At 38.0% G+C, this 23,448-nt stretch carries 26 protein-coding genes, 1 tRNA gene and 2 pseudogenes; 12 read left to right on the forward strand and 17 right to left on the reverse strand.

Features of this window, described 5'->3' with window-relative positions; genetic code table 11:
* Positions 1–12: 12 nt before the first annotated feature.
* The 3 genes from VB694_RS02445 to VB694_RS02455 all read right to left on the reverse strand — a co-directional run bounded on the left by VB694_RS02445 (position 13) and on the right by VB694_RS02455 (position 1,374).
* A complete protein-coding gene (locus VB694_RS02445; protein WP_323358720.1) occupies positions 13–306 on the reverse strand; it encodes a hypothetical protein in 294 nt (97 codons plus the stop codon).
* A 271-nt stretch (positions 307–577) separates the two neighbouring features.
* Positions 578–649 (reverse strand) — tRNA-Cys (locus VB694_RS02450).
* A gap of 137 nt (positions 650–786) precedes the next feature.
* Positions 787–1,374, reverse strand: a complete 588-nt coding sequence (locus VB694_RS02455) for a chromophore lyase CpcT/CpeT (protein WP_323358721.1) — start codon at positions 1,372–1,374, stop codon at positions 787–789.
* Positions 1,375–1,739: 365 nt separating this feature from the next.
* Here VB694_RS02455 and VB694_RS02460 point away from each other — a divergent pair, with 365 nt between their 5' ends.
* The 4 genes from VB694_RS02460 (at position 1,740) to pstB (VB694_RS02475) (ending at position 5,826) form a co-directional block, all read left to right on the forward strand.
* Positions 1,740–2,753: a PstS family phosphate ABC transporter substrate-binding protein gene (locus tag VB694_RS02460; protein ID WP_323358722.1), complete on the forward strand. Its 1,014-nt coding sequence runs from the start codon at positions 1,740–1,742 to the stop codon at positions 2,751–2,753.
* A 229-nt stretch (positions 2,754–2,982) separates the two neighbouring features.
* The gene (pstC, locus tag VB694_RS02465) at positions 2,983–3,897 is read left to right on the forward strand and encodes a phosphate ABC transporter permease subunit PstC (protein WP_323358723.1); all 915 of its coding nucleotides are present in this window, start codon (positions 2,983–2,985) and stop codon (positions 3,895–3,897) included.
* Positions 3,898–4,114: 217 nt separating this feature from the next.
* Complete coding sequence (gene pstA / locus VB694_RS02470; protein WP_323358724.1) at positions 4,115–5,038, forward strand: phosphate ABC transporter permease PstA; 924 nt, start codon at positions 4,115–4,117, stop codon at positions 5,036–5,038.
* Complete coding sequence (pstB, locus tag VB694_RS02475) at positions 5,032–5,826, forward strand: phosphate ABC transporter ATP-binding protein PstB (protein ID WP_323358725.1); 795 nt, start codon at positions 5,032–5,034, stop codon at positions 5,824–5,826. Before pstA (VB694_RS02470) ends, pstB (VB694_RS02475) begins: the two co-directional genes overlap by 7 nt.
* 381 nt (positions 5,827–6,207) lie before the next feature.
* Here pstB (VB694_RS02475) and pstB (VB694_RS02480) read toward each other — a convergent pair whose 3' ends face one another.
* The 4 genes from pstB (VB694_RS02480) to pstS form a co-directional block, all read right to left on the reverse strand.
* Entirely contained in the window at positions 6,208–6,987 is a 780-nt protein-coding gene (pstB, locus tag VB694_RS02480; RefSeq protein WP_323358726.1) for a phosphate ABC transporter ATP-binding protein PstB, read from the reverse strand.
* The gene (gene pstA / locus VB694_RS02485; RefSeq protein ID WP_323358727.1) at positions 6,980–7,906 is read right to left on the reverse strand and encodes a phosphate ABC transporter permease PstA; all 927 of its coding nucleotides are present in this window, start codon (positions 7,904–7,906) and stop codon (positions 6,980–6,982) included. The genes pstB (VB694_RS02480) and pstA (VB694_RS02485) overlap by 8 nt, the downstream gene beginning before the upstream one ends.
* A 52-nt stretch (positions 7,907–7,958) precedes the next feature.
* A complete protein-coding gene (pstC, locus tag VB694_RS02490) occupies positions 7,959–8,954 on the reverse strand; it encodes a phosphate ABC transporter permease subunit PstC (RefSeq protein ID WP_323358728.1) in 996 nt (331 codons plus the stop codon).
* Between the two features lie 456 nt (positions 8,955–9,410).
* Positions 9,411–10,451, reverse strand: coding sequence for a phosphate ABC transporter substrate-binding protein PstS (pstS, locus tag VB694_RS02495; protein WP_323358729.1), 1,041 nt, complete (start codon positions 10,449–10,451; stop codon positions 9,411–9,413).
* Between the two features lie 284 nt (positions 10,452–10,735).
* Between pstS and VB694_RS02500 the strand changes: the two genes are divergently transcribed.
* The 4 genes from VB694_RS02500 to VB694_RS02515 all read left to right on the forward strand — a co-directional run bounded on the left by VB694_RS02500 (position 10,736) and on the right by VB694_RS02515 (position 12,053).
* Positions 10,736–11,086 (forward strand): histidine triad nucleotide-binding protein, encoded by a 351-nt coding sequence (locus VB694_RS02500; RefSeq protein WP_323358730.1) that lies wholly within the window; start codon positions 10,736–10,738, stop codon positions 11,084–11,086.
* Between the two features lie 295 nt (positions 11,087–11,381).
* Positions 11,382–11,561 (forward strand): ribbon-helix-helix domain-containing protein, encoded by a 180-nt coding sequence (locus tag VB694_RS02505; RefSeq protein WP_323358731.1) that lies wholly within the window; start codon positions 11,382–11,384, stop codon positions 11,559–11,561.
* A 23-nt stretch (positions 11,562–11,584) separates the two neighbouring features.
* Positions 11,585–11,779 (forward strand): hypothetical protein, encoded by a 195-nt coding sequence (locus VB694_RS02510; protein WP_323358732.1) that lies wholly within the window; start codon positions 11,585–11,587, stop codon positions 11,777–11,779.
* Positions 11,757–12,053, forward strand: coding sequence for a hypothetical protein (locus VB694_RS02515; protein ID WP_323358733.1), 297 nt, complete (start codon positions 11,757–11,759; stop codon positions 12,051–12,053). Before VB694_RS02510 ends, VB694_RS02515 begins: the two co-directional genes overlap by 23 nt.
* A 305-nt stretch (positions 12,054–12,358) precedes the next feature.
* Here VB694_RS02515 and VB694_RS02520 read toward each other — a convergent pair whose 3' ends face one another.
* Both VB694_RS02520 and VB694_RS02525 read right to left on the reverse strand, forming a co-directional pair.
* On the reverse strand, positions 12,359–12,811 hold the full coding sequence (locus VB694_RS02520) for a DUF29 domain-containing protein (RefSeq protein ID WP_323358734.1): 453 nt from the start codon (positions 12,809–12,811) through the stop codon (positions 12,359–12,361).
* Positions 12,812–12,905: 94 nt separating this feature from the next.
* Positions 12,906–13,826 carry a phosphodiester glycosidase family protein gene (locus VB694_RS02525; protein ID WP_323358735.1) on the reverse strand — a complete coding sequence of 307 codons (921 nt, stop codon included), beginning with the start codon at positions 13,824–13,826 and terminating at the stop codon, positions 12,906–12,908.
* A 142-nt stretch (positions 13,827–13,968) separates the two neighbouring features.
* Between VB694_RS02525 and VB694_RS02530 the strand changes: the two genes are divergently transcribed.
* Both VB694_RS02530 and VB694_RS02535 read left to right on the forward strand, forming a co-directional pair.
* Positions 13,969–14,343, forward strand: coding sequence for a type II toxin-antitoxin system RelE/ParE family toxin (locus VB694_RS02530; RefSeq protein ID WP_323358736.1), 375 nt, complete (start codon positions 13,969–13,971; stop codon positions 14,341–14,343).
* Positions 14,340–14,663, forward strand: coding sequence for a helix-turn-helix domain-containing protein (locus VB694_RS02535; RefSeq protein ID WP_323358737.1), 324 nt, complete (start codon positions 14,340–14,342; stop codon positions 14,661–14,663). Before VB694_RS02530 ends, VB694_RS02535 begins: the two co-directional genes overlap by 4 nt.
* Before the next feature lie 191 nt (positions 14,664–14,854).
* Here VB694_RS02535 and VB694_RS02540 read toward each other — a convergent pair whose 3' ends face one another.
* A complete protein-coding gene (locus VB694_RS02540; RefSeq protein WP_323358738.1) occupies positions 14,855–16,108 on the reverse strand; it encodes a DUF4912 domain-containing protein in 1,254 nt (417 codons plus the stop codon).
* Positions 16,109–16,617: 509 nt separating this feature from the next.
* Between VB694_RS02540 and VB694_RS02545 the strand changes: the two genes are divergently transcribed.
* Positions 16,618–17,187 carry a Uma2 family endonuclease gene (locus VB694_RS02545; RefSeq protein WP_323358739.1) on the forward strand — a complete coding sequence of 190 codons (570 nt, stop codon included), beginning with the start codon at positions 16,618–16,620 and terminating at the stop codon, positions 17,185–17,187.
* A 316-nt stretch (positions 17,188–17,503) separates the two neighbouring features.
* Here VB694_RS02545 and VB694_RS02550 read toward each other — a convergent pair whose 3' ends face one another.
* From VB694_RS02550 to VB694_RS02580, 7 genes and pseudogenes are all read right to left on the reverse strand, one after another.
* Positions 17,504–18,505 (reverse strand): glycosyltransferase, encoded by a 1,002-nt coding sequence (locus tag VB694_RS02550; RefSeq protein ID WP_323358796.1) that lies wholly within the window; start codon positions 18,503–18,505, stop codon positions 17,504–17,506.
* A gap of 8 nt (positions 18,506–18,513) precedes the next feature.
* Positions 18,514–19,140 (reverse strand): DUF6391 domain-containing protein, encoded by a 627-nt coding sequence (locus VB694_RS02555; RefSeq protein ID WP_323358740.1) that lies wholly within the window; start codon positions 19,138–19,140, stop codon positions 18,514–18,516.
* A gap of 343 nt (positions 19,141–19,483) precedes the next feature.
* Entirely contained in the window at positions 19,484–19,753 is a 270-nt protein-coding gene (locus tag VB694_RS02560; RefSeq protein ID WP_323358741.1) for a hypothetical protein, read from the reverse strand.
* Positions 19,754–19,759: 6 nt separating this feature from the next.
* A pseudogene (locus tag VB694_RS02565) lies at positions 19,760–19,939 on the reverse strand (hypothetical protein); the annotation flags it as partial.
* A gap of 103 nt (positions 19,940–20,042) precedes the next feature.
* A pseudogene (locus VB694_RS02570) lies at positions 20,043–20,273 on the reverse strand (hypothetical protein); the annotation flags it as partial.
* A gap of 96 nt (positions 20,274–20,369) precedes the next feature.
* Positions 20,370–20,501: a hypothetical protein gene (locus VB694_RS02575; RefSeq protein WP_323358742.1), complete on the reverse strand. Its 132-nt coding sequence runs from the start codon at positions 20,499–20,501 to the stop codon at positions 20,370–20,372.
* A gap of 499 nt (positions 20,502–21,000) precedes the next feature.
* The gene (locus tag VB694_RS02580) at positions 21,001–21,516 is read right to left on the reverse strand and encodes a hypothetical protein (RefSeq protein ID WP_323358743.1); all 516 of its coding nucleotides are present in this window, start codon (positions 21,514–21,516) and stop codon (positions 21,001–21,003) included.
* Positions 21,517–21,710: 194 nt separating this feature from the next.
* On the opposite strand from VB694_RS02580, the gene VB694_RS02585 reads away from it, so the two are divergent.
* Positions 21,711–23,246 (forward strand): YifB family Mg chelatase-like AAA ATPase, encoded by a 1,536-nt coding sequence (locus VB694_RS02585; RefSeq protein WP_323358744.1) that lies wholly within the window; start codon positions 21,711–21,713, stop codon positions 23,244–23,246.
* Positions 23,247–23,448: the final 202 nt, after the last annotated feature.

Consider the following 23,448-nt stretch of genomic DNA (forward strand, 5'->3'; position numbering starts at 1 on the left):
AGATAATTTACTTTATTTAATCGTTTCCGTTTTAATTTCTTGCATAATTTGAGAAACTGCTTCTTCTGATTGCAGATGACGTGATAAAACCTGTGCAGTTGTATTTAACAACCTTTCATTAAATAACTTGGCTATGTCTTCTCGTAAACCTTGCCCAATATAGAATTTTAACAAGGCTTCTATAGATATATCTTTATCAGCAGCTACTTCTTCCAAAGATGCTAAGGTATCTGTAGGTATTTTGATAGATACAACTTCTGTGGCACGGGGACGCAGTTGTAATTTCAGTTCTTCATTATTGTTCATATAATCTCCTTTCGCTTTTTGTTGCTAGACGTGCAGAAATAATTCTGTTGCGGGCGTCAAATATACAACATTACCTGCATATTTTAAAAGTAAAAAACTTTACTAGCAATACTTTATAAGGCTTCTCGCTTCCACTGTTTAATAGAGTAGGGGGGATTAGCCAAAACACCTTTACTTTTACCCCAAACAATAAAGGACGAGTATCAAACCCGTCCCTTAAATAATTACCTAAAACCTTGAATTTAGTTGGTTTTGCTTGTTTTTTCAAAAAAGGCGACACCCGGATTTGAACCGGGGGATGGAGGTTTTGCAGACCTCTGCCTTACCACTTGGCTATGTCGCCGCACCTACAATTACTAATATTATCACCTTTTTCCCTCAATTGCATCCCTTGAGGAAAAATTTTTTTGTTAGTTCTTCCCAATCCCCAATCCCCAATCCCCAATACCCAATCCCCAATCCCCAATCCCAAACTCAGGATTATTTCACCTCATCAGCAAAATTAGCCCAGCGCACAAAGTAAAATGGACCTGCCACAGAACCCCAAATATGCTCATCTGTGTCAGGATTTCGTCCTCTGTCGCGGCTGATAAATTTTTCACCATCAATTTCAAAATCGCTATCTAAATAGGTTCTTTGCCCGTTACGGATGACAATGCAGCCTTTTCCTGGTTCGACTGTGCCTTTGAAGTGAGTACCAGTCCACTCTACAATCATGTTACAACCGGAGAGCTTTTCTAAGCGATCGCTCGTTAAACTTTGTAACCGTGGTAAATCACGAGATGCACCGAAAAAGTCTTTTTCATCTTTGACAGTATAGTTTTCAATATGGATTTTATCCCCTACTGACAGCAAATTTAACACCCGCACCCGATAGGGTTTATTCAGCATATAGTCATAAGCTTGTTCCACAAAAAAACTTACCCCTGATAATAACCCTCCATTGAGAGGACGCATACATACACGAATATGGGCATAAAAAGCTGGATTTTCAAAAACTTGGGCTTGGTTGCTAAAATCAGCGGCCATCCAACGGGCTAAGGTAACAATATCGGTAGAATGAGTCATGACAATTTTGAGTTTTGAATTTTAGTACACAGGCTGAAAACTACCTGCAACGCATTTGCTAATTTTAAACCTTGGTGTGTAAGCGAAACAGTGGCAAACACTCAGAAAACAGAACATTTCGGGTCAGAAACAGAAAATTGGCCAAAATGTTTTATAATTTTTACATTTTAACTAATTATCAACTTCGTCAAATATTTATTAAAAGTTAACCTGTACCTAACCCAAAATTAATTTCTAGATTACTTTGTTGTGTAATTTTGTAACCTAGACGTTTAATTTTCAACGTTTTTTAACGTAATAAAAGCATTGTTCTTGTAGAGCAATTGAGCGTAAATTGTACGTCTAATAAACTTAGGAGTGTTCTTGTGAACAGAATTAATATTAAGCTTAACAGCTTGAAAGCATTAGGTGTAATTTCATTGATGACCGCCACCTTGGGTATATCAATGTCTGCGGTTCAGTCTCAAAGTGTTAGCACAATCAAGATTGACGGTTCTAGTACCGTTTTCCCCGTTACTGAAGCAGTAGCAGAAGAATTCCAAAAATCTCAAAGAGGTAAAATTAGAGTTACCGTTGGGGTTTCTGGTACTGGTGGGGGCTTTAAAAAATTCTGTCGCGGTGAAACAGACATATCCAATGCTTCTCGTCCCATTCTCCAAAAAGAAATTGATGAATGTAAAAAAGCTGGTATTCGCTACATCGAATTGCCAGTAGCTTATGATGCTTTAACTGTTGTGATTAACCCAGGTAACACTTGGGCTAAAAACCTAACTGTTGCAGAACTCAAGAAAATCTGGGAACCAGCAGCCCAGGGCAAAATTAATAACTGGAATCAAGTACGTGCGGGTTTCCCTAATGCACCTTTGAAGTTATTTGGTGCTGGTACTAACTCTGGTACTTTTGACTATTTCACTGAAGCAATTGTTGGTAAATCTAAATCTAGCCGTGGTGATTTTACCGCCAGTGAAGACGACAACGTACTTGTACAAGGTGTAGCTCGTGATAAGAACGCCCTTGGTTTCTTTGGTTTTGCTTACTACGCAGAAAACAAGAATAAACTCAAATCAGTACCAATTAATGGTGTTGCTCCCTCGGAAACAACAGTAAAAAACGGTACTTACAATCCCTTGTCCCGCCCCATATTCATCTATGTTAGTGACAAGGCGGCTAATAAACCAGAGGTAAAGCAGTTTGTACAATATTACTTGAAGAATGCACCTAAGTTAGTCAAAGAAGTAGGATATGTAGCCTTACCAGGTTCAGCTTACACCACTTCTCAAAGCCACTTCAATAAGAGGAGATTTGGTAGCATATTTGGTGGTAAAGAAGCAGTTGGGCTGAAAATTGACGAATTAATGCGTCGTGAAGCTAAAGAATAAAAGCACTTACGCAACTGGCACATTGGTATGGTGCGTTAGACTGCATAAATACCGCAAATAAACAGATTGTTGATATCTGACTCACCCTACAACAGATTTTTGGTGTGAAACTTGCGTAAGTCCTAAATAATCTAAGTTCAGAAATTTGAAATTCCTCACAATTCACTAAAGGGAGGTTTTATACCTCTCTTTCTTGATCTCAAGTCATCTACAAAATTAAATTTCCAGCATGATTAATGCCAAACAAAGTCAATTTTCACCAAAGCTAACGCGCGATTTACGAGAACGAGCAATTGAGTCTATCTTGTTTCTGGCTGCTCTTTCTTCAGTAGCTACTACGGCAGCAATTATTGGTATATTGCTTTATGAGTCCATACTATTTTTCCAGAAAGTATCTTTGTGGGAATTTCTTACAAGTAGCCAGTGGACACCATTGTTTGATGACAAAAACTATGGTATTTGGCCACTAGTTTCAGGAACTTTCGTGACTACAGTAGTAGCCTTATTCGTAGCTATACCACTGGGTACAATTATTGCTATTTATCTAAGTGAATTTGCTCCACCTATAGTTAGGGAAACAGTTAAACCAGCTTTAGAGCTATTAGCGGGCATTCCTACAGTAGTGTATGGTTACTTTGCATTATTATTCGTTACACCACTGTTGCAAAAGATTTTGCCAAATCTGCCTGGTTTTAGTATGTTAAGTGCCGGGTTAGTTATTGGCGTGATGATCATTCCTTACGTTAGTTCCCTAAGCGAAGATGCCATGCGGACAGTACCTTCCAATCTGCGAGAAGGTTCGTATGCAACTGGGGCGACTCGCTTACAGACAGCATTACGAGTAGTATTACCAGCAGCTATTTCTGGCATCATTGCAGCTTACATTTTAGGAATTTCTCGTGCAGCTGGAGAAACGATGGTAGTGGCGATCGCTGCCGGTGGACAACCTAACTTAACCCTCAACCCAATGGAACCAGCGGCGACAATGACCGCCTATATTGTCTCAGTGAGTCTTGGTGACTTACCTCATGGCAGTTTAGAATACGAAACTATCTTTGCCGTCGGACTAACTTTAGTGCTAATGACTTTGGTATTTAACATTATTGGTCATTTTCTCACCAAGCGTTATCGAGAAATTTACTAAATAGGTGACAGGGAATAAGTGACAGAAAAGAGTTTTTCCTAATTACCAATTATACTAAACACGTTTGAGACATGGACTTTTACAAAATTACGAAAAACCTAGATTTGTAGGGGTAAAGCATGAGCTAAACCCCTACCCACAGAATCAAATGATTAAGCCGTGTTGAGTATAGCTATTACCAACCAAAACGAGAAGTTGTATAACTTGGTTTCTGAAAATGACAACTCTAAATATTCAAGAAGTCCGCAGGACTATTACCCGCAATAAACGCTCAGAATATATTTTTAACATCATTGGCTTTTTGTCGATGCTGATTGGTATTATTACACTAATTGCTTTGTTATTTGACTTGGCTAGTGATGGCTTACCACGTCTTTCCTGGCAATTTTTGACATCTTTCCCCAGTCGCAAATCAGAAGAAGCTGGTATTCTTTCCGCTTGGGTAGGAACGCTGCTAGTAATGTCAGTAACAGGATCTGTAGCAATTCCTGTGGGCATAGCATCGGGAATTTACTTAGAAGAGTATGCCAGAAAAAACTGGATTTCTGATTTAATTGAAATTAACGTCACTAACTTAGCAGGAGTTCCTTCAATTATTTACGGACTTCTGGCTTTGGGAGTATTTGTCTATGGCTTACACCTGGGAGAAAGTATTCTCACTGCTGGGTTAACCTTGGCATTATTAGTTTTACCAGTAGTAATTGTTTCCACCCGTGAGGCTTTGCGGGCTATTCCTAATAGTATCCGTGAAGCTGCTTATGCCGCAGGTGCTTCCAAGTGGCAAATGATTTGGGATCATATTCTCCCTTACTCAACAGGCACAATTATTACTGGTATTATTGTGGCTATGGCGCGGGCTATTGGTGAAACTGCACCTCTAATTACCATTGGGGCGCTAACATTCATTGCCTTTTTGCCAGAACCTCCATTTACAAGTCAGTTCCCTTATATTTCTTTTTCTTGGTTACTAGCTCCGTTCACAGTCATGCCCATACAGATGTTCGATTGGATATCTCGCCCCCAGGCTGACTTTCAAGTAAATGCAGCTACCGCAGGTGTTGTCCTCATTGTCATTACTTTGGCTATGAACTCTGTAGCTATGTATATCCGTTATCGTTTACGCAAAACAATCAAATGGTAGAAACTAAATCTTCAAATCCCAAAAGACCTATCAAAGCTACTGTTAATTATCTCAATTTCTACTACGGTGGCACTGTTCATGCTCTCAAAGACATTAATATGTCCGTAGGTGAGCATCAAGTAACAGCAATGATTGGTCCGTCTGGATGTGGCAAAACTACTTTGTTACGTTGTTTTAATCGGATGCACGATCTTTATCCGGGAAATCGCTATCAAGGAGAAATAGCCTTAGAACCAGATGGAATTAACTTACTCGGTAAAAAAGTTGACCCGATTGAGGTGCGGATGCGGATTAGTATGGTATTTCAAAAACCTAATCCTTTTCCCAAGTCAATTTATGAAAATGTGGCTTATGGTTTGCGGGTCAGAGGTGAATCTAGACGCGGAGTGATTGATGAGAAGGTAGAGAAAGCTTTAAACGGTGCAGCTTTGTGGAGTGAAGTTAAAGATCGCTTGCATGATTTGGCTTTTAATCTTTCTGGGGGTCAACAACAACGGTTGTGTATTGCTCGCGCTTTGGCTACTGATCCAGAAATGATTCTCTTTGATGAGCCAACATCTGCTCTTGACCCTATAGCTACTGCTAGTATTGAAGAATTAATTGCTGAATTAAAAAAAACAGTGACAATTCTGATTGTTACTCACAATATGCAGCAAGCAAGCCGTGTATCTGACTATACAGCCTTTATGTATTTAGGTGAATTGGTAGAGTTCAATAGAACTGAGGTGATTTTTAATACCCCAGTCCAGCAAAAAACCGCTGACTACGTAAATGGTCGTTTTGGTTAAAGAGTTAACTCATTACCAACTAAAAATTTATAAAGTAAGCCCTAAGTAGGGTTTGCTGAATAAAACTAAAACCGTTTATTAATAAGGGTTTTGCGAATTTTTAGAACAAAAAAGTGCAAGGGTTTGGCAAATTGAGTCTCAAAACAGTTGCATTTTTCCTTGTCGGATATAGGAAATTAAGTATATCCAGATGGCTGAAACTGTTCCCTGTTCCCTGTTCCCTGTTCCCTACCCTCACAGACAACTTTTTCAGTAAGCCCTAAGTAGGGCTTTATAGAAAATTAGAAAAGTTGTAATTTCTATGACGGGCTAGAATTTGGCATAGAACAGCCCAAGATATTTTTGTTGCCTGTACTTACAATTTTAATTTTAGATTAATTATTAACCAAAGCGTCCAGCAACATAATCACGGGTACGTTCATCTAAAGGGTTACGAAAGATTTGACCTGTAGCCCCAAATTCTACCATTTGTCCGATCCGACTTTCATCAGTGTTAAAGAAAGCTGTGAAATCAGAAACGCGGGTTGCTTGCTGCATATTGTGAGTAACAATCACAATGGTTAACTCCGAGCGCAAGCGGTAAATGAGTTCTTCAACTTTCAGTGTAGCAATGGGATCTAAAGCTGAACAAGGTTCATCCATTAATAAAACTTTTGGTTTTACTGCTAAAGCACGAGCTATACATAAACGCTGCTGTTGTCCACCAGAAAGTCCTAAAGCAGATGTGTTGAGTTTATCTTTAACTTCATCCCAAAGTGCTGCACCTTTAAGAGCAGATTCCACAATTTCATCTAATTTTGCTTTGGGAAATCTACCGAGAATTCTGACCCCATAAGCAACATTTTCGTAGATATTCATGGGAAAAGGATTAGGTTTTTGGAACACCATCCCAATTTCTCGGCGTAAGCGGTTAAGGTTAACGCGAGAATCATAAATGTTTTGACCAAAAAATTCTATGCTCCCTTCAGTTCTTACTTTTCCTTCTAATTCACTAATCCGATTTAGGGTTTTAATGAAAGTGGATTTACCACAACCACTCGGTCCAATAATCGCAGTTACTTGGTTTTTATAGATATCTAATGATATCCCTTCAATAACTTTGGCATTGGTGTAATAAAAGCTGAGATTTTTGACTTTGATTGCTGTAGTTAATTTACTCATCTTCATATTCAGTTTGAGAAACAATTTTCTTCAATTTAACCCTCTTTTCGCCTTTCTTAGTAATTAGACGAGAAAATAAGCTAAAAAACAAAGCTAAACTCAATAAAATTAACGCGGCTGTCCAAACTAATTCACTTATTGCTGGGTCAGGATTGTTGTAAAGATTGAAAATTAATACTGGTAAAGATGCGGTAGGAGTTAATAAGTTATCTGACCAGTTTTGACTAAACAATGCTGTAAAAATTAGAGGTGCTGTTTCACCGGCTGCACGGGCTACTGCTAAGGAAATACCTGTTGTAATTGTGGGGACAGCAGGAGAGATGACAACTCGGAATATTGTTTGTAAACGAGTTCCACCTAAAGCAGCCGAAGCTAGGCGTTGATCGCTAGGAATAAGTTTCAATGCTTCTTCTGTTGTCAATGCAATTACTGGTAACATGAGAACGCTTAAAGCAAAGCCTCCAGCTAAGGCGCTAAATTCTTTTGTTGTTAAAACAACTACACCATAAGCGAACATTCCTACAACAATTGAAGGTACACCTGTCAGAACTGAGGTAATAAAGCGGACAATATTAACTACTTTGCTAGTTTTCGCAAATTCTGCTAAAAAAATGCCAGTCATTATCCCTACAGGAATGCTGAAAAACCCAGCAATACAGACCATGATTACAGTACCAAAAATCGCATTGGCAAATCCATTGTCGATTAATGGTTTATATAACATCTCTAGTTTAAAGCTAGATGATCCTTTGACAATAATTTGCCAGAAAATTGATCCTAAAGGAAAAAATGCCAGCAAACTCAACCCCAAAGAGAGTCCATTCATTAGATAAGTGAATATTTTTCTCTCTGGTGGTAAAGGGGTGCAAAGCTCTTTGACTAGAGATTCATCTAGTTCTGAATTTAGAAAACCACTCATATCAATTTTGGGTTTTGGAGTTTAGATTTTGAATTTTCAACACTACACAAAGTTATTTATTTTTTTTGCCAACCCATTGTACTAATAATCCAGCACCGATATTAATAATTAGGGTTAGTACAAACAAAATCAAACCCAAATAGCTTAATGCACCAATATGTAATCCTCTTTCTGCTTCGGCAAATTCGTTGGCTAAAACAGCAGGAATTGTGTAAGCTGGATCTAATAAAGATATGCTGATTTGAGCAGAGTTGCCAATTACCATTACTACGGCCATTGTTTCACCAAGTGCGCGTCCTAGAGCGAGCATGGCCGCACTCACCATACCAGAAAATCCGGCTGGTAACAAAACGCGAAATATTGTTTCCCAACGAGTTCCTCCCAAAGCCATTGATGCGCTACGCAATTCTTTGGGAATGACCAACAATACATCACGAGAAATTGCTGCCATCGTTGGGATAATCATAATGGAAAGAACAATTCCAGCTGTCAACATATTGTTGCCGGCGGGGTATTCTGTATTAAATAGAGGGATGAATTTAAAGGTGCTGCCTATCCATTGTTGTATTGGTTCTACGATAGGAATAAACACGAAAATCCCCCACAAACCAATGATGACGCTAGGTATAGCGGAGATGGTTTCAATGACGAAAGCAATGGGGGCTGTAATATAGGTTGGTAAGAAATCTTCACTGGTGACTAAGGCGACTGATATACCGATGGGTATAGTTAGGACAAGAGCGATCGCACTACTTACAAGTGTACCGTAAATATAAGTTAATGCCCCAAAGTTTTCATTACCTGTATCCCAATCTTGTCCCCACAAAAAGCCGAGTCCAAATTTAGCTACTGCTGGTTCAGCTTCATGATAAATTACCAAACACATGACAAATAGTGTTGCTACAGTGGTAGCAGCAAATAGATAAACCAACCAGGTAAACCCTTGATCTAATCGGAAATTTAGACCACCATTGGCATTTAAATCTATATTTTCACCATCTAGATTAGTTGATGAATTACTATCACTTGAATCAAAGAAATTGGCCATAAAATCTCAATCAGTAGAATATTGTTATCCAAGTAAAATCAAAATAAAACCCCAAACTTGAGAATCATTAATGATTTCTGAAAAATTTCACGTAGTAGACATGGAGTGAAAATTAAATACAGCAGATTGTAAGAAAAGTTTTCGGCGAATATAAAGATGCCTCCGGCTCCCGTTAGGGATACGCTACTACACAAGCGAAGTCCACCTATTCCTTCGGTCCCGTAAGGGATACGTGGACTAATGAAAAATCAAGGCTTCTGAACCCACGTTCGCCTCTGGCGTTCCCGAAGGGTAGGTGGGTTTTGTCTGTGTAGCCGCGATTTATAATCGCCCAGAGAGTATGAATTTAGACTTTTCAAACACCCTCTAAGGTCTCTACCTTGTTTTTACAGGAGATGTCTAATGTAAAGTGGTTATTGCCACCCTACTTGTATTTTCAAAATCAAACAGGAGTAACTACTTGACGGTGCTATTTACTGTCTGTAGCACACGGTTTACAACTGCACTAGGAATTTTGGTGTAGTTGAGGTCATCATTGTATTGTTGACCGTCTGTGAGTACCCAATTAATCCATTTTTTAACTGCATCAGCTTTTGCAGGGTCAGCATACTGCTTATAAACCATCATCCAAGTTAAACCAACAATAGGATAACCCTGTCCTGGATCTCCTACAAATACGCGGTAGTTACTTGGGAATTGCACTGCTGATAAAGCCGCGTTGGAAGTTTGCAAGGAAGGAGCAACAAATTCTCCTTTTTTATTTTGCAATTCGGCGGATTTTAGTTTGTTTTTAGTAGCATAGTCATATTCAACATAACCAATAGCTCCAGGAGTACGGGATACTAAAGCTGCTACCCCTGGATTTCCTCTACCTTTGAGAACGTTAGGTAAGTTCCATTTGGGTGCAGTACCAGTACCGATTCTGCCCCGGAAATAACTACTAATTGTACTTAAATGATTGGTGAAAATAAAGGTTGTACCGCTACCGTCAGCGCGAACTACAAATCTAATTGGTTGCTTGGGTAGGTTAACTCCTGGGTTATCAGCTTTAATTTTGGGGTCACTCCAGTTGGTAATTTGACCGGAAAAAATCCCTGGGAATGTAGACCGAGATAATCTGAGTTTATTAACGCCAGGAAGATTATAAACAATTGAAACTGCACCACCAGCAGTAGGTACTAAAATTACGCCATTTTTAACTTGAGCCATGTCACTATCTGTCATGGCTGCATCACTAGCGCCAAAATCTACAGTTCCAGCAATGGTTTGACGAATACCACCACCGCTACCAATTGCTTGGTAGTTAATTTTCATGTTGGGGTATTTTTTTCTAATTTCACGAGCATAACGTTCATAAAGGGGAGCGGGAAAAGTTGCTCCTGCTCCGTTTAAGGTTTGAGCTTGAGCGATCGCTGTCAAAACAGGACTAAATGCTACAGCTACACCTAACGCTGAAGTAGTGACTACACGATGCAAAATTGTGGTTAAAAAAGTCATAGTACCTCGTATTTAAAGGAATATTTTCTGGATAAAATTACAGCCTTAAACCAAGTTTATACTTAGGAATTAAGTTAAAATTAATACGAGTTAAAGAATACGTTAAACTATGGTAATCTCTTGTAATTTTTGTGTAATTATTGATGCCTCATGTGACTTGAAGAAGATTTTGGCAAAGCTATGGATTTATCTTTTTCTCGACAAGCGATCGCCCTTGTAACTGCTTTCTGTACAATTGCTAGACATAGCTTAAAATCTCTAACAGAGATATTGGGTAAATGTGCATGAGTGAAACTACAGACACTATTTTCGGTAAAATCATCCGTCGGGAAATTCCTGCAAACATTGTTTATGAGGATGACTTGGCTTTAGCCTTTACAGATGTTAACCCCCAAGCACCAGTTCACATCCTTGTTATCCCCAAAAAACCCATAGTTAACATAGCTACAGCCGAACCTGAAGATCAAGCACTATTAGGACATTTGTTATTAACTGTGCAAAAAGTCGCAGCACAAGCTGGACTAGAAAACGGTTATCGCGTAGTGATGAATACAGGTAATGATGGCGGTCAAACGGTTTACCACCTACATATACACATCTTAGGAGGACGGCATCTCTCCTGGCCTCCTGGTTGATTTTTGCCTCTAATCTATAAATCTTGTGGTGTGGGCAATCCTTGCCCGCACAGAAGCTTCTGTCAATCCAATTACAATAAATGTCTGAATCAGAATTTTCAGGATTATAGGATTTACAGGATGTGGTTTTTTCGTTGGAGTTTTGATTTTTGGGATGTGAAAGGTTTACATTAACTTGACTATAGTGCTAGTATGGCAGTCAAGTTCCGATAAGTGATACTTGGTTCTGCTAAAAGGTGAACTTAACGGAGTCTGTACCTATTAGTCCTAATCTAATGTTTACTGGAAATATCAGATGATGTTGGATGCTATGGGAACTAATAAGAAAGTTAAAATTACATTTACTTGCAGTCCAGAGTTGAAAGAAGAGTTACAGCAATGGGCTGACAGTGAAAACAGAACATTATCAAACCTTGTAGAAACTTTGTCAGAAAAAGCAGTTACGGAACAGAAACAAATGCAAAAACCAGGTTAAGCAATTTGCACCAACCTTATTAAATGACTAGACCAGAATATACAGAAGCATTTCTCAGAGCGAGAAAGGCTTTAAGACGGGGTAAATGTCCCAGTGAGCAAGACATTGAGCATATCTACCAGCAAGGTTGGCAAACTCACCTGGGAGAAACTGAAAAAGAGTTACTAGAGCAATGTCTAAAGGAGTATGATGACGATGACAGTAGCAACCTGTATTGAAACTGTGCAGCAGTGGCTAAACCAAACCAATGGGTTAAAATTGGTACAGGCAACGAACAATGAAGGTAAACCTATTACTTCAGATGAAATCTTGGCATTAGCAGAACGTTGTGAATGGGTGGAAGCTGATGATATTTCTGATACACCCTATGCCAAAGACGGTTATTTGTACCATATTACTTTAGAACTTGGTTGGGGTAATCCTGATGAGGTTTATACACAACCCAATGCTGATAATTCTAGGGTGTTGTTTTTCAATGCCTATTATCAGTAAATATTCATTTGGCGATTAGCTATAGCGACTAAACACGCTACGCTATCGCCAATACCAAAGTAACTCATCCTGAAAATCCTTAAATCCTGGATATCCTGATTCAGAAAAGAATTAATCTTTCGTAAGGGTGAAGCATTCGGACAGAATATCAATGGTTTCAGCTAAAATTTCAACCTAGACTATTGACACAGGAACAAATGGCAAAAAAGGAAGAGGAGTTTAGAAAGAAATATATCGTTCCCAAGTATCTTGAATAAAATTGAAAGAGATGCGCTAACCCTGGCCAAAAAACGCGCCTTAATTTGTTATTCAAATTCTGTTTCAATATCAACTGGAAAACTAGAATCAAAAATCTGCTCAATAGTATAAGGACATAGAGATGGTAATTCTTTTTTCTTTAATGGTGTTTCAGTCAGCACTAAATCTAAACCAGAAACAAAACCCTCTTCCAGTGCCATTTTTAGATATGATTTCAGACTAGAATTATCTTTTAACAGTTTATTAATTGCCCGTCTTTGAGTATTAATAGTTATTTGCCAACTTCGTGTGCGCTTTTCTTGCTGATATTGCCATTTGAGCAAATGTCCAATCAACACACCTAACCGATTTTCTAATTCTCGTTTTTCCTGTCTACCCAAAGATTCAATCTCGTCCGCTAAATTTTGTAAATCAAGCCCTTCAAAATTACCACAACGCAACTTTTTGGACTGTTCTATTGTCCAACGATAAAAATCATTTTCATACAAACTAGCTTCCATATTTTTACCTTTTGCTGTTTGATTTAGGTGATGAATGGATTAGGAATTTTATTCTAGTATAGGTTTATAATTTCAGCATCTTGAAATTTTACTTTCACTTCTTATAAATCAAAAACACCGAACCAATAGGACCGAAATTTTCCACATACACCTTATTATTATAAAACAACCCCGGAGACATCCCCCCATCAAACAACATACCCTCTTGAATTTTACCTAAACAGTTATTTCTAGAAATTCCTGATAACACATCATCAAACTGACTAGGTAGCAACTCTTTATTAATAGCAGAAGTTTGAATACTGGAATTAGCTTTCACATCATTAACTAACAAAATTACATAACCCTTACTTGTAACTGCTACCATAGAGCGATTAGTTGCACCTTTACAAGCAAACTCACCCAAAGCCTTACAAATATCTTTAAATTGTCCTTGTTTGTAAAATCTGCCATTACCTCCCACCAAATTATAATTAAGAAAATTTGCTCCTCTTCTCCCAGTATCAATAGTAGCTATACGCTCCCTTGGGTTTCCTCCAGATATTCCAAAAGAAGAACGTTTAGTTTTAAAAGCACCAGAATATTCTACACCACGAGAAATATTTAAACCTTGGGGTTTATTTACAGTATCTATATAATCTGCATTAATAGCTGCAATAGGAGATTTACCATTTAACTTAGAATTTTCATCAGCTATCAATTGACTAAAATATTTAGGAATGTATTGTCTTTTAAAATTACCTCTACCATCTTTGGCATAGATTTTATGAGCTAAACCCACATTAACTTTAAAATCTAAACTTGGGGATTTAGGATTAAAAAGAATTACATGATTAATACCAGGGGAATATCTTTCACCTTTATTATTAGTCTTAAAAAATTCAATACTAAAACTAGGATTATTACCAGGACAAGTAGTTGATGGTTTTGGTACTGAATTCGCTACCATATCCTGACAACCTAATAATAAAAAACTGCTACTAATTAAGAGAGGTAAGAAAGATGATTTTTTCATAGATATGGTAATTGGTAAACTGTACAGGATGGTTTATTTTATCAGAATCAGGATAACCAGGATTAGAGGATGTACAGGATGATTGTAAGTTTTAATTTTTATGATATTATCTGATTTGTAATTATAGTAAATTTCATATAAAATGAGTAATGAGGAAGATATTATAGATATTCCTTTGCGTCCCCTTGTCTGGATAGGGGACTCTCTGAAAAATGTCCGTTCATTTCCAGAAGAGGTTCGCAGTTCGATAGGTTACTCGCTACAATTAATACAAGCTGGTGAAACTCCAATGGACGCAAAACCCTTCAAAGGTGTAGGTAGTGGTGTATATGAAATTGTGAAACGTTATGATACAGATACTTACAGGTGTGTTTATGCAGTAAAAATTGGCAATAACATTTATGTTTTACACGCTTTTCAAAAGAAGTCAAAACAGGGAATTAAAACCCCACAGTCTGATGTTGATTTGATTAAACAACGTTATAAAGATGCAGTAACAAGGGAACAGGAAAAATGAACCAAGAAAAGACATTTATAGAAAGTAGTGGTAATGTTTTTCAAGATTTAGGTTTTGCTAATGCAGATGAACTTTTAACTAGAGGCAAAATTGGGATACAAGTAATTAAAATTTTAAAACAACGTAATTTAAAACAGCGAGAGATTAGCGAAATATTGGGTATTTCTCAACCTGAAGTTTCTCATTTAATGAATGGTGAATTTCAGCGTTTTAGCGAGGGTAAATTGTTGATGTTTCTGAAAAAACTTAATGCAGAAATTGCCTTACATATTCGTTCTGCTGATGTTGTTAATCAAGAGGAAATAGTGATAGTTTTGTAATTGTCAGAATCAGGATAACCAGGATTAAAGGATGTACAGGATGAGATCATTTATATAGCGTTTCCCAGTCTAATGAAGTACACACCGATTTATTCCCTATTCCCTATACAAATAAAAAACCCGCTACAGAAATACTATAGCGGGTAAAACAGTTATGGCGTAATGTAAAGATCAAACTTTAAAATCAAACTTTATTTAAGCCATTCCAGAACAGCTTCATCCTTGGTGTTGGTATTGCGAGAAGGTGTTTCCCGTTCAAACTTCATGTGAATAGAACGAGTTTGTTCACCATCAGCAGCAACAGCCAAAATTGGGTAATCAATTACACCATCTTGGAAGGACATTTGGAAACGGAATGTACCGTCTGAATTGAGTTTAATAGGACGGCCACCAATAGTTACAGTAGCATCTGGTTCAGTTGCACCGTATACAATTAATTCTGCATCAGCAATTAACCAGAATTTGCGGGGACGTACTGGTACAGCAGAAGCTGAGAAACCAACACCAGACATACCAAAACCGGACATATTGATACCGGATGCGGTAGGAACTGCCCACATACCCACACCAGATGGGAAGACGTAGGAACTGATAACTTGTTCTGGACGTACAGAACCGGCTACGTGCTGCATAGAACCGAAGAGAGAACCAGCAACCCGTTGAGCTTCGGCGGATTCTGCCATCCCAAAGATTTGGTCGTAAATGGGGTTGCCATTTGCACCTACACCAGCAGCAGTAGTAGCGATTTTCTTAGCTGGGGGAACTAATTCATACTTGGTTTTACCGCGTAAGTCTTCTTCAAAGTCTACAGTGATGAAGACATCTTCAATCCAGTCGGAAGGATAGACAGGAGGAATGTGGACTCTCGCCGAACGAGCTAATACCAACCAGCCACCATCTGGGGTACGATAACCGATATCTATGACATAATCGCGATCGCTCACAGGAATGGGTAAATACCATTCTCTGGCTAGTTCATCGGCTGGATATTCTTGGATGCTGTGAGGACTTTGATTTTCTAAACTAATATCAGTAACATCATAAATCCGCAACGCTAGTTGCTGACCACCTTGGCGGCGCAGTTCTTCTTTATGATCATTGGGAATATCCCAGTATGTGTAAGCCCATTGTGGATCACGTGGTAACAACACAATGCGACTATCACCATAACCACCTGGTAAATCTGCTAATGCTTCATCAACATCAGCGAGAGAACCACCAGTACGATCTTCCTGACCTAATTCAAACTTTGCTGCTTCCACGGTCTCCTGTGCCTCCAGTGAACGAGATGGACTAAGCGATACTTTGCTGTGCTGAACTTCTTGAATTGATGCCAACAGTTGAGATTTACGCATTCGGCTATAGCGAGAAATACCATACTCACTAGCAACTTTACGAAGTTGCCTTAATGTCATCTCCTCTAGCGGTGGGCGTTCTTTTGCCATTAATGTGGCCTCCAGTAGTTGTAAGGGTAAATGACTTCCCCTGGTTATAGAATGGTTGATAAAATGTCATCTATTCCAGATGAATTTCTTATTCCTGACTTCTGGTTTTGCCCAGTTTATAAGTGTTTTAGTTTGTTTTTAAATGGAAATTCACTACCTCGTGATTCCTAGTTTTGCCATGATTAGCATTTCTTTGGGATCAGCGGCGTGTTTTTGTTAAAGAAATATTAACAGGTATTCATGCCTAGTGAGCAAGGGGTATGAACACGGTTTTTTGCCTATTTCACGTATTTATCAGCCCTTGGGGGATCACTTTGTCATGAAATCATAACATTTAACTTTAGTTGGGGTCATAATGTCAGAATTTGATGACATTGAGATTTTCATGAGTGGGAATTCCTGACTCCTAACTCCTGTGAGTGAAATTCCTCAGCAGGTAGCACCCCTGAATTTTTACATGATGAGTTAGGCTAGGATGTATATTGGCTCTGGTTTTGAGGGTTTAAAATATGATTGCTTCTCCCGAAATTTACATCACCCCAGAAGAATATTTAGCACTGGAAGAAAAAAGCCCCGTCAAACATGAATATATTGATGGATATATCTACGCGATGGCTGGCGCACTTGATCCTCACGTTACTATAGCTGGTAATATATTTGCCCTACTCCGTAATCATGTACGTGGGTCTGGTTGTCGAGTATACATTTCTGATATGAAAGCCAGAATCGAATTTTTAAATAGATTCTACTATCCTGATGTGATGGTAACTTGTGATCAACGTGATCGGGAAACAGCAGGTTATAAAAAATTTCCTTGTTTAATAGTTGAAGTTTTATCTGATTCTACTGAAGGATTTGATAGAGGTGATAAATTTGCTGACTATCAAATTTTAGAAACCTTACAAGAATACGTTTTAATTAACACAAAAAAACCTCGAATTGAATGTTTCCGACGCAATGATCAAGGACTTTGGGTGTTACAATCTTATGCAGGAGAAGAATCATCATTTCAATTCCACAGCATCAACTTTGAAGGCATAATGACAGAACTTTATGAAGATGTAAATTTTTCTAAGTAGGTTGGCGTTGAAAATTGTCGTTATGACAAGAGTAGAGAGATTTTTAAGTTATTTTACATTTTATTACATACCTTGGTTTTTTAGAGGATGTTTGAAAAGTTTTCGGCGAATATAATTCGCTACTACACAAGCGAAGTCCACCTTCGTGGACTAATGAAAAATCAAGGCTTCTGAACCCACGTTCGCCTCTGGCGTTCCCGAAGGGTAGGTGGGTTTTGTCTGTGTAGCCGCGTATCCCTAACGGGAGCCGGAGGCATCTTTATAATCGCCCAGAGAGTATGAATTTAGACTTTTCAAACACCCTCTTAGAGTCGACTTACTTATTGCGGAAATATTTCTTTATTATTTTCCCATATACTCGTGTTATAAATAGTTTTGTTAACCGCATTTTAGTGAGTTCTTGAATATTAGCTGAGTAATTATTTTTGTTGTCAAAAAAATCATTTATTTCTGCTAAAATCACCATAAATCGCTTAATAATATTCTCTTTTCTGTACTCTGTTAAAATCTCTGGTGACAAAGTTAAAGAAACTGGAGAAGATAGAGTTTTGAGAATACGTTGCACATCATATTCTAGGGAATAACCAGCAATTTTATAACAATTAAATCCAGGATCTAAATAATCAGAAAGTCCACCATTAACGCTAGAAAAAACCTGACAACCACAAGCTAAAGCTTCCATTGGTTGTAAACCGAAACCTTCACTTACTCCCTGTTGCGCCCAATATTCAGCAGAGTCATAGAGGTAGATTTTTGCTCTGTTGAATAAACCTGGTAAATCTTCAACATAAGAGTCAACAACAAAGACTTTACAATGTTTTTGCAATGCCGGAATTAAGGATTTAATTAAATATTCCGAGGATTTTCGTGCTTGAACTAAAACATCAATATCTCTTTCTAAATGTAAATTTGTAAATTCATCACCGATTTGATTAGGTAAATAATAAATTAAATTATTGGGTGCTTTTTGTCCCCAATATCCCATTGTATTACGGCTGACTGTAATAATCGGAATACTAGAGGGAAGACTAAACTTATAACCTGCACTATGAGCATGATAAACCACATTGTATTTTTGCAGTTTAGGCGCTAGTTTAGCAATATCAAATCCCCAACTAATGACAAAAATGACATCATCTAAATTTTTAGTTTGTAGCAAGTCATCAAGAAAAAGCTTATCTTTTTCTCTTTGACGATAGGTGATAACTTCCGCACTACAAATATTTTGAGCCAAATTAACTGTTTTTAATTCTGCCCATAAACCACCACAGGCAAATTTGCCATCTGTTCCCGGAACTAAAAAGTAAAGTTTTCTCATAGTATTTACTACCGCCATTTTACCTTCACAAAATGTGCCTCTTTTCCCCAAGTATCTCTTGTCTTAATAATATGTTCAATTTTGAGATTAAAGGGGATAGCTGTTGTTAAATAACGTTGGGCGATCGCTCCTAAATCCGGTGCAAGTTCAGAGGCCGTAGTTGCTGCTAATCCTAAACCTATTAATTGCTCAAGTGGTCGAAATGGTAGCATTACATAAGCACCTACGGCAAGTCCAGCAGTTAATAGCATGGCTACAGATAAATTTGTTCCGCAACGGGGATGTATGGCTAAATCCCATTCTCCGTTGGTGAGACGATGTTGGGCTAATGTTACCGCACGCCGCAAATGACTGATATTTACATCACCATAAAGGTAAAATCCCTGTTCTGTGGATAAACCGCTTAATGATTCGTTATCGAACTGGACATTATTAGACCTGCGGGGAGAGGAATAAATGTTGATAGTTTCACCCAGAACCCAAACAGTAGCGTGTTCCAGGGCGTGAACCTGACGCAGCATGAGAATTTCTTGTAACCCAGGGACAAAGGATAGCTGTTGGAGTAAATCAGTATCTTGATTCGGTGATGGTGCTATCACGTCAAAGTCGAACAAGTTAGAAGTAGAATTATTCATTGTCTCCCAAGCTGATAAAACAACATAGGTTTCTTTTCAGTCTAGAACTTTTTTAGTTGACAGTGTAGATATCTGAGTACATTAAGATGAGAGCCTGAGAAACTTAAAAAATTAAATTTTATGAAAATCAGGACTTACGCAACTGGTACATTGGTAGGGTGCGTCAGATGTCAACAATCTGTTTATTTGCAGGATTTATGCAGTCTGACGCACCCTACAACAGATTTTTGGTGTGATACTTGCGTAAGTCCTAATAGTTATTTTTTCATCAAAGTAATAGTAATGCAGGAATTCTCATCTGGCAACGATTTTACTCTCTGAAGGATGTTTGTAATGGGGTTGATTAATTGTTGGACCACAGTGCGATAGCGAAGCGCTCCGTAGGAATCGCATCGCCAATATTATTTATTGTTTCTAGACGCAGCACAAAGTAGAAGGAAATAAGATTAATTAGATAACTGCGTCTCATTTCCATCTGCACGTAATTAGAAATATAAAGCGGTTGGTCAGTAAATTGAGATTCAAAATACTGCTTATAGACTTGCTTACCTAGTAGCAAAGAACGTAAAACTGAGGTATCTAGAAAGTGTTGAGGAATAGATTTATCATCCATTTGGTATTATTCCTCGTCTTTATCTATATCCAGTTTTTCGTCAAGTTTGACTCCGAATGGTAGGGTATCAAAGCCTAAGTTTTCTATAGTTAAAATTGCTGTTTCGACTGATGAATTGTTGATTGTTTCTTGATTTACTAGAGATGTAAGTAATTCACAAACTCCATGGTATTGACTGGCATTATATAGCAGTCCTACTCCAAACATGAGAAAATACATAGATAAAAATTCTTATTTTATAAGCATTTGAGGCTTATTGAACGCTCACGTATCACTTAGGATTGCTATAGTCAATCCAACGGTTAGAATATGCCAGTGCATCATGTAATGCCATTACCACTTCTGTATAAGGGTCAAAAGGTAATTTATCACGCATGGTACGCATGGTACGCAGTAAGTTATCTGCATAGACAGATGCTATTGGTTCTCCAGAGCAAGAGGAGAGTTTTTGTAAATCTATTAAGATAGATTTGGTGATTTCTATTCCTGAAACTTCTAAGACATTCTGCTTAATGTTCATTGTTTTTATTCAATAATTTTTGAGGTTTTAATTAGCTATTGCTTTCTATTTTAATACATATTTATCTGTGTTGGTAATTGTTTGTTGCCAGAGTAATTATTCACTTATAAATTCGGTGATATCTGTTGGTTCTGGGGGATGGTGATTTGGGTGGGAATTTTCGGCAATGGGTGTGGTAGGTGGTGTCCAAAGGCTTTGTAGTAATAATCTGTAATTGGGGGTGTTCATGGTGGGGTTTTTTGAACTTTGCCCTTATAAATCCCCCATTGGGGGAGTGATAATGAGTTAGGATACATAGTATTAGTTACTACTTTGGCTATCGAGTAAATTATTTGTTTTTACATCAGCATCTGATGACTCAAAATTTTTTGATGTGTTTCTGGAATAAAACATTTGTGTGTAGTAGTTAAGTTTAGAGATGGAACGAGTTAATCTCGACCCTCAAGTAAATTTTGAGTTTTGTATCACAAATTAGACAAAAGAGTCAATAAATGGTTAACCCCAAACAGATTATTGAAGATATCCGTAAAAACATTCATTTTTGCTTGTAATGTGGCTTACACACCGAGAAAGCCAATTTGAAACAATCTGATGGTTAAAAAATTGTGCTAAAGAAATATGCAATACAATTCAGCTAATGCAAGATACTAAATTTGGATTTTAGACTTTTAGATAGACATTAAATATCCAATCCAAAATCCAAAATTCTCCCGCAACTTCCTCCTAATTAAACAACCTGAAACAACCTACAAACACCAAGAATCACCACCAACAAATCCCTACCCTCAGCACCCCTCTTAATAGACATCTCCAAATCCAAAATCATAGTCACCGCTTTAGCCAAAGCATTGATACTTGTATTTGCTACCTCCTGACGCAAATAGTAAATACGATGAGGATTACTGATATTACACAATTGAGCTAATTCACCATCCTTCTTCACCCCAGAAACCATCGCAGATTTCACCCATAACCAAGTTCTAAACTGCGTTAAAATAGTGCTGACAATCACCATTAAAGGTTGAGAACGAGACAGTAAATCATCCAACAATTGCAAAACTTGATGGCTTTTTCCTTCACGCATAGCCGCAGCCAATTGTAGGCTATTCTGAGTTTGACATGGCACTAGCACCAACTGTTGCAAAGTTGCCAACTCCGTATCACCCCACTGCTTGAGGTGGCAATTTTCCACAATCACCAGTTTTTTACCATCAGTCAGGGAACGAGTGCGAGCTACACTCAAAGCTTTGTCAAGCTGAACAGCCGGAAATCGGTGATAACATAGAGTCAGCGCATAGTCAGTTTTGATCTGCTATTATTTTAGCTTGATGTTTTCTTTGTTTTATGATTATTAACAGCCTGATTGCGTGATTTCACTCATTGTTAATTTCCCTATAAATCTGCTTTGATATTCTCAAGGTTTATTCATATACAAAAATGCTGGCTAGAGTCTGGAGTGCATCTATTGTTGGTATCGACGCGGTTAAAGTGGGTGTGGAAGTTGATGTTTCCGGTGGTTTACCAGGAATTGTGATTTTAGGTTTACCAGATTCCGCAGTTCAAGAATCTAAAGAACGGGTAAAAGCAACATTGAAAAATGCGGGTTTTGCTTTTCCCATGCGGAAGATTGTAATTAACCTCACCCCCGCAGATTTACGCAAAGAAGGACCCGCTTTTGATTTACCGATTAGTGTAGGAATTTTAGCGGCTTCGGAACAGGTAAACCCTGATTTATTGGGAGACTTTTTATTTTTAGGTGAAGTTTCTTTAGATGGTAGTTTACGTCCTGTAGTTGGTGTTTTACCTATTGCTGCAACTGCCGAAAAAATGGGAATTTCAGGTTTAGTTGTTCCTGTTGATAATGCTCAAGAAGCTGCTGTTGTAGAAGGATTAAATGTTTATAGTTGTCAACATATTTCTGATGTGGTGAATCTATTAAATAATCCTAGAAATTTCCAACCTGTAAAATTAAATGAAACAGCAAAAACTTTACCAGACACATCTTTTAATTTAGCAGATTTGCAAGATGTAAAAGGACAAGCTCATGCACGTCGGGCTTTGGAAATTGCCGCCGCAGGAGGGCATAATTTAATTTTTGTTGGTCCTCCGGGAAGTGGTAAAACCATGTTAGCAAGACGTTTACCAGGGATTTTACCACCTTTAGAATTTTCTGAATCTTTAGAAGTTACTCGCATTCATTCTGTAGCTGGTTTATTAAAAAATCGTGGTTCATTAGTACGGGAAAGACCTTTTCGTAGTCCTCATCATTCTGCATCGGGTCCATCTTTAGTTGGTGGTGGTAGTTTTCCCCGTCCTGGAGAAATATCTTTATCCCATCGAGGAATTTTATTTTTAGATGAATTAACAGAATTTAAAAGAGATGTTTTAGAGTTTTTACGTCAACCGTTGGAAGATGGTTATGTGACTATTTCTCGTACTCGTCAATCTGTGGTTTTTCCTGCACAATTTACTTTAGTTGCTAGTACAAATCCCTGTCCTTGTGGTTATTATGGCGATACAATTCAACAGTGTACTTGTTCACCTAGACAAAGAGAACAATATTGGGCAAAGTTATCAGGACCGTTGATGGATAGAATTGATTTACAAGTGGCAGTAAATCGCTTGAAGCCGGAGGAAATTACTCAAACGGCAACAACAGGAGAAGCATCAAAATTTGTGCGAGAAAGAGTGCAAAAAGCGCGGGATATTGCGACAAATAGATTTCAATCAGAAACAAATCTGCGATGTAATGCCCAAATGCAAAGTCGTCATTTACAAACATGGTGTAATTTAGATGATGCTAGTCGGAATTTATTAGAAGCTGCTATTAGGAAATTAGGGTTATCTGCAAGAGCAAGCGATCGCATTCTCAAAGTAGCACGCACAATTGCAGATTTAGCCGGAGATGACAATCTTAAACCTCAATACGTAGCAGAAGCAATTCAATATCGGACAATTGATAGAATGCAATAATGAATTATTAATAATTAACTATCGGTGTATTTGAGTTTTCAATTCATTGTCAAATTTTTGACTTTCCTAAACTTCATAGATATGGTTTTTCCCATAAATGATTTAGAGGATGTTTGAAAAGTTTTGGGCGAATATAAAGATGCCTCCGGCTCCCGTTAGGGATACGCTACTATACAGGCAAAGTCCACCTCCGTGGACTAAT

It is taken from the genome of Anabaena sp. UHCC 0451, assembly GCF_034931405.1.
Classification (GTDB): domain Bacteria; phylum Cyanobacteriota; class Cyanobacteriia; order Cyanobacteriales; family Nostocaceae; genus RDYJ01.

What these genes read in the sequence shown, in the direction of transcription:
- VB694_RS02505 (WP_323358731.1), top strand. Translation starts at nt 11,382, where the DNA reads ATGATGTTGGATGCTATGGGAACTAATAAGAAAGTTAAAATTACATTT.
- VB694_RS02545 (WP_323358739.1), top strand. Translation starts at nt 16,618, where the DNA reads ATGATTGCTTCTCCCGAAATTTACATCACCCCAGAAGAATATTTAGCA.
- VB694_RS02575 (WP_323358742.1), bottom strand. Translation starts at nt 20,501, where the DNA reads ATGAACACCCCCAATTACAGATTATTACTACAAAGCCTTTGGACACCA.
- VB694_RS02520 (WP_323358734.1), bottom strand. Translation starts at nt 12,811, where the DNA reads ATGGAAGCTAGTTTGTATGAAAATGATTTTTATCGTTGGACAATAGAA.
- pstA (WP_323358727.1), bottom strand. Translation starts at nt 7,906, where the DNA reads ATGAGTGGTTTTCTAAATTCAGAACTAGATGAATCTCTAGTCAAAGAG.
- VB694_RS02510 (WP_323358732.1), top strand. Translation starts at nt 11,585, where the DNA reads ATGACTAGACCAGAATATACAGAAGCATTTCTCAGAGCGAGAAAGGCT.
- VB694_RS02500 (WP_323358730.1), top strand. Translation starts at nt 10,736, where the DNA reads ATGAGTGAAACTACAGACACTATTTTCGGTAAAATCATCCGTCGGGAA.
- VB694_RS02525 (WP_323358735.1), bottom strand. Translation starts at nt 13,826, where the DNA reads ATGAAAAAATCATCTTTCTTACCTCTCTTAATTAGTAGCAGTTTTTTA.
- pstA (WP_323358724.1), top strand. Translation starts at nt 4,115, where the DNA reads ATGACAACTCTAAATATTCAAGAAGTCCGCAGGACTATTACCCGCAAT.
- VB694_RS02515 (WP_323358733.1), top strand. Translation starts at nt 11,757, where the DNA reads ATGACAGTAGCAACCTGTATTGAAACTGTGCAGCAGTGGCTAAACCAA.
- VB694_RS02530 (WP_323358736.1), top strand. Translation starts at nt 13,969, where the DNA reads ATGAGTAATGAGGAAGATATTATAGATATTCCTTTGCGTCCCCTTGTC.
- pstC (WP_323358728.1), bottom strand. Translation starts at nt 8,954, where the DNA reads ATGGCCAATTTCTTTGATTCAAGTGATAGTAATTCATCAACTAATCTA.
- pstC (WP_323358723.1), top strand. Translation starts at nt 2,983, where the DNA reads ATGATTAATGCCAAACAAAGTCAATTTTCACCAAAGCTAACGCGCGAT.
- pstB (WP_323358726.1), bottom strand. Translation starts at nt 6,987, where the DNA reads ATGAGTAAATTAACTACAGCAATCAAAGTCAAAAATCTCAGCTTTTAT.
- VB694_RS02535 (WP_323358737.1), top strand. Translation starts at nt 14,340, where the DNA reads ATGAACCAAGAAAAGACATTTATAGAAAGTAGTGGTAATGTTTTTCAA.
- pstB (WP_323358725.1), top strand. Translation starts at nt 5,032, where the DNA reads ATGGTAGAAACTAAATCTTCAAATCCCAAAAGACCTATCAAAGCTACT.
- VB694_RS02555 (WP_323358740.1), bottom strand. Translation starts at nt 19,140, where the DNA reads ATGAATAATTCTACTTCTAACTTGTTCGACTTTGACGTGATAGCACCA.
- VB694_RS02550 (WP_323358796.1), bottom strand. Translation starts at nt 18,505, where the DNA reads ATGAGAAAACTTTACTTTTTAGTTCCGGGAACAGATGGCAAATTTGCC.
- VB694_RS02445 (WP_323358720.1), bottom strand. Translation starts at nt 306, where the DNA reads ATGAACAATAATGAAGAACTGAAATTACAACTGCGTCCCCGTGCCACA.
- VB694_RS02585 (WP_323358744.1), top strand. Translation starts at nt 21,711, where the DNA reads ATGCTGGCTAGAGTCTGGAGTGCATCTATTGTTGGTATCGACGCGGTT.
- VB694_RS02455 (WP_323358721.1), bottom strand. Translation starts at nt 1,374, where the DNA reads ATGACTCATTCTACCGATATTGTTACCTTAGCCCGTTGGATGGCCGCT.
- VB694_RS02560 (WP_323358741.1), bottom strand. Translation starts at nt 19,753, where the DNA reads ATGGATGATAAATCTATTCCTCAACACTTTCTAGATACCTCAGTTTTA.
- pstS (WP_323358729.1), bottom strand. Translation starts at nt 10,451, where the DNA reads ATGACTTTTTTAACCACAATTTTGCATCGTGTAGTCACTACTTCAGCG.
- VB694_RS02540 (WP_323358738.1), bottom strand. Translation starts at nt 16,108, where the DNA reads ATGGCAAAAGAACGCCCACCGCTAGAGGAGATGACATTAAGGCAACTT.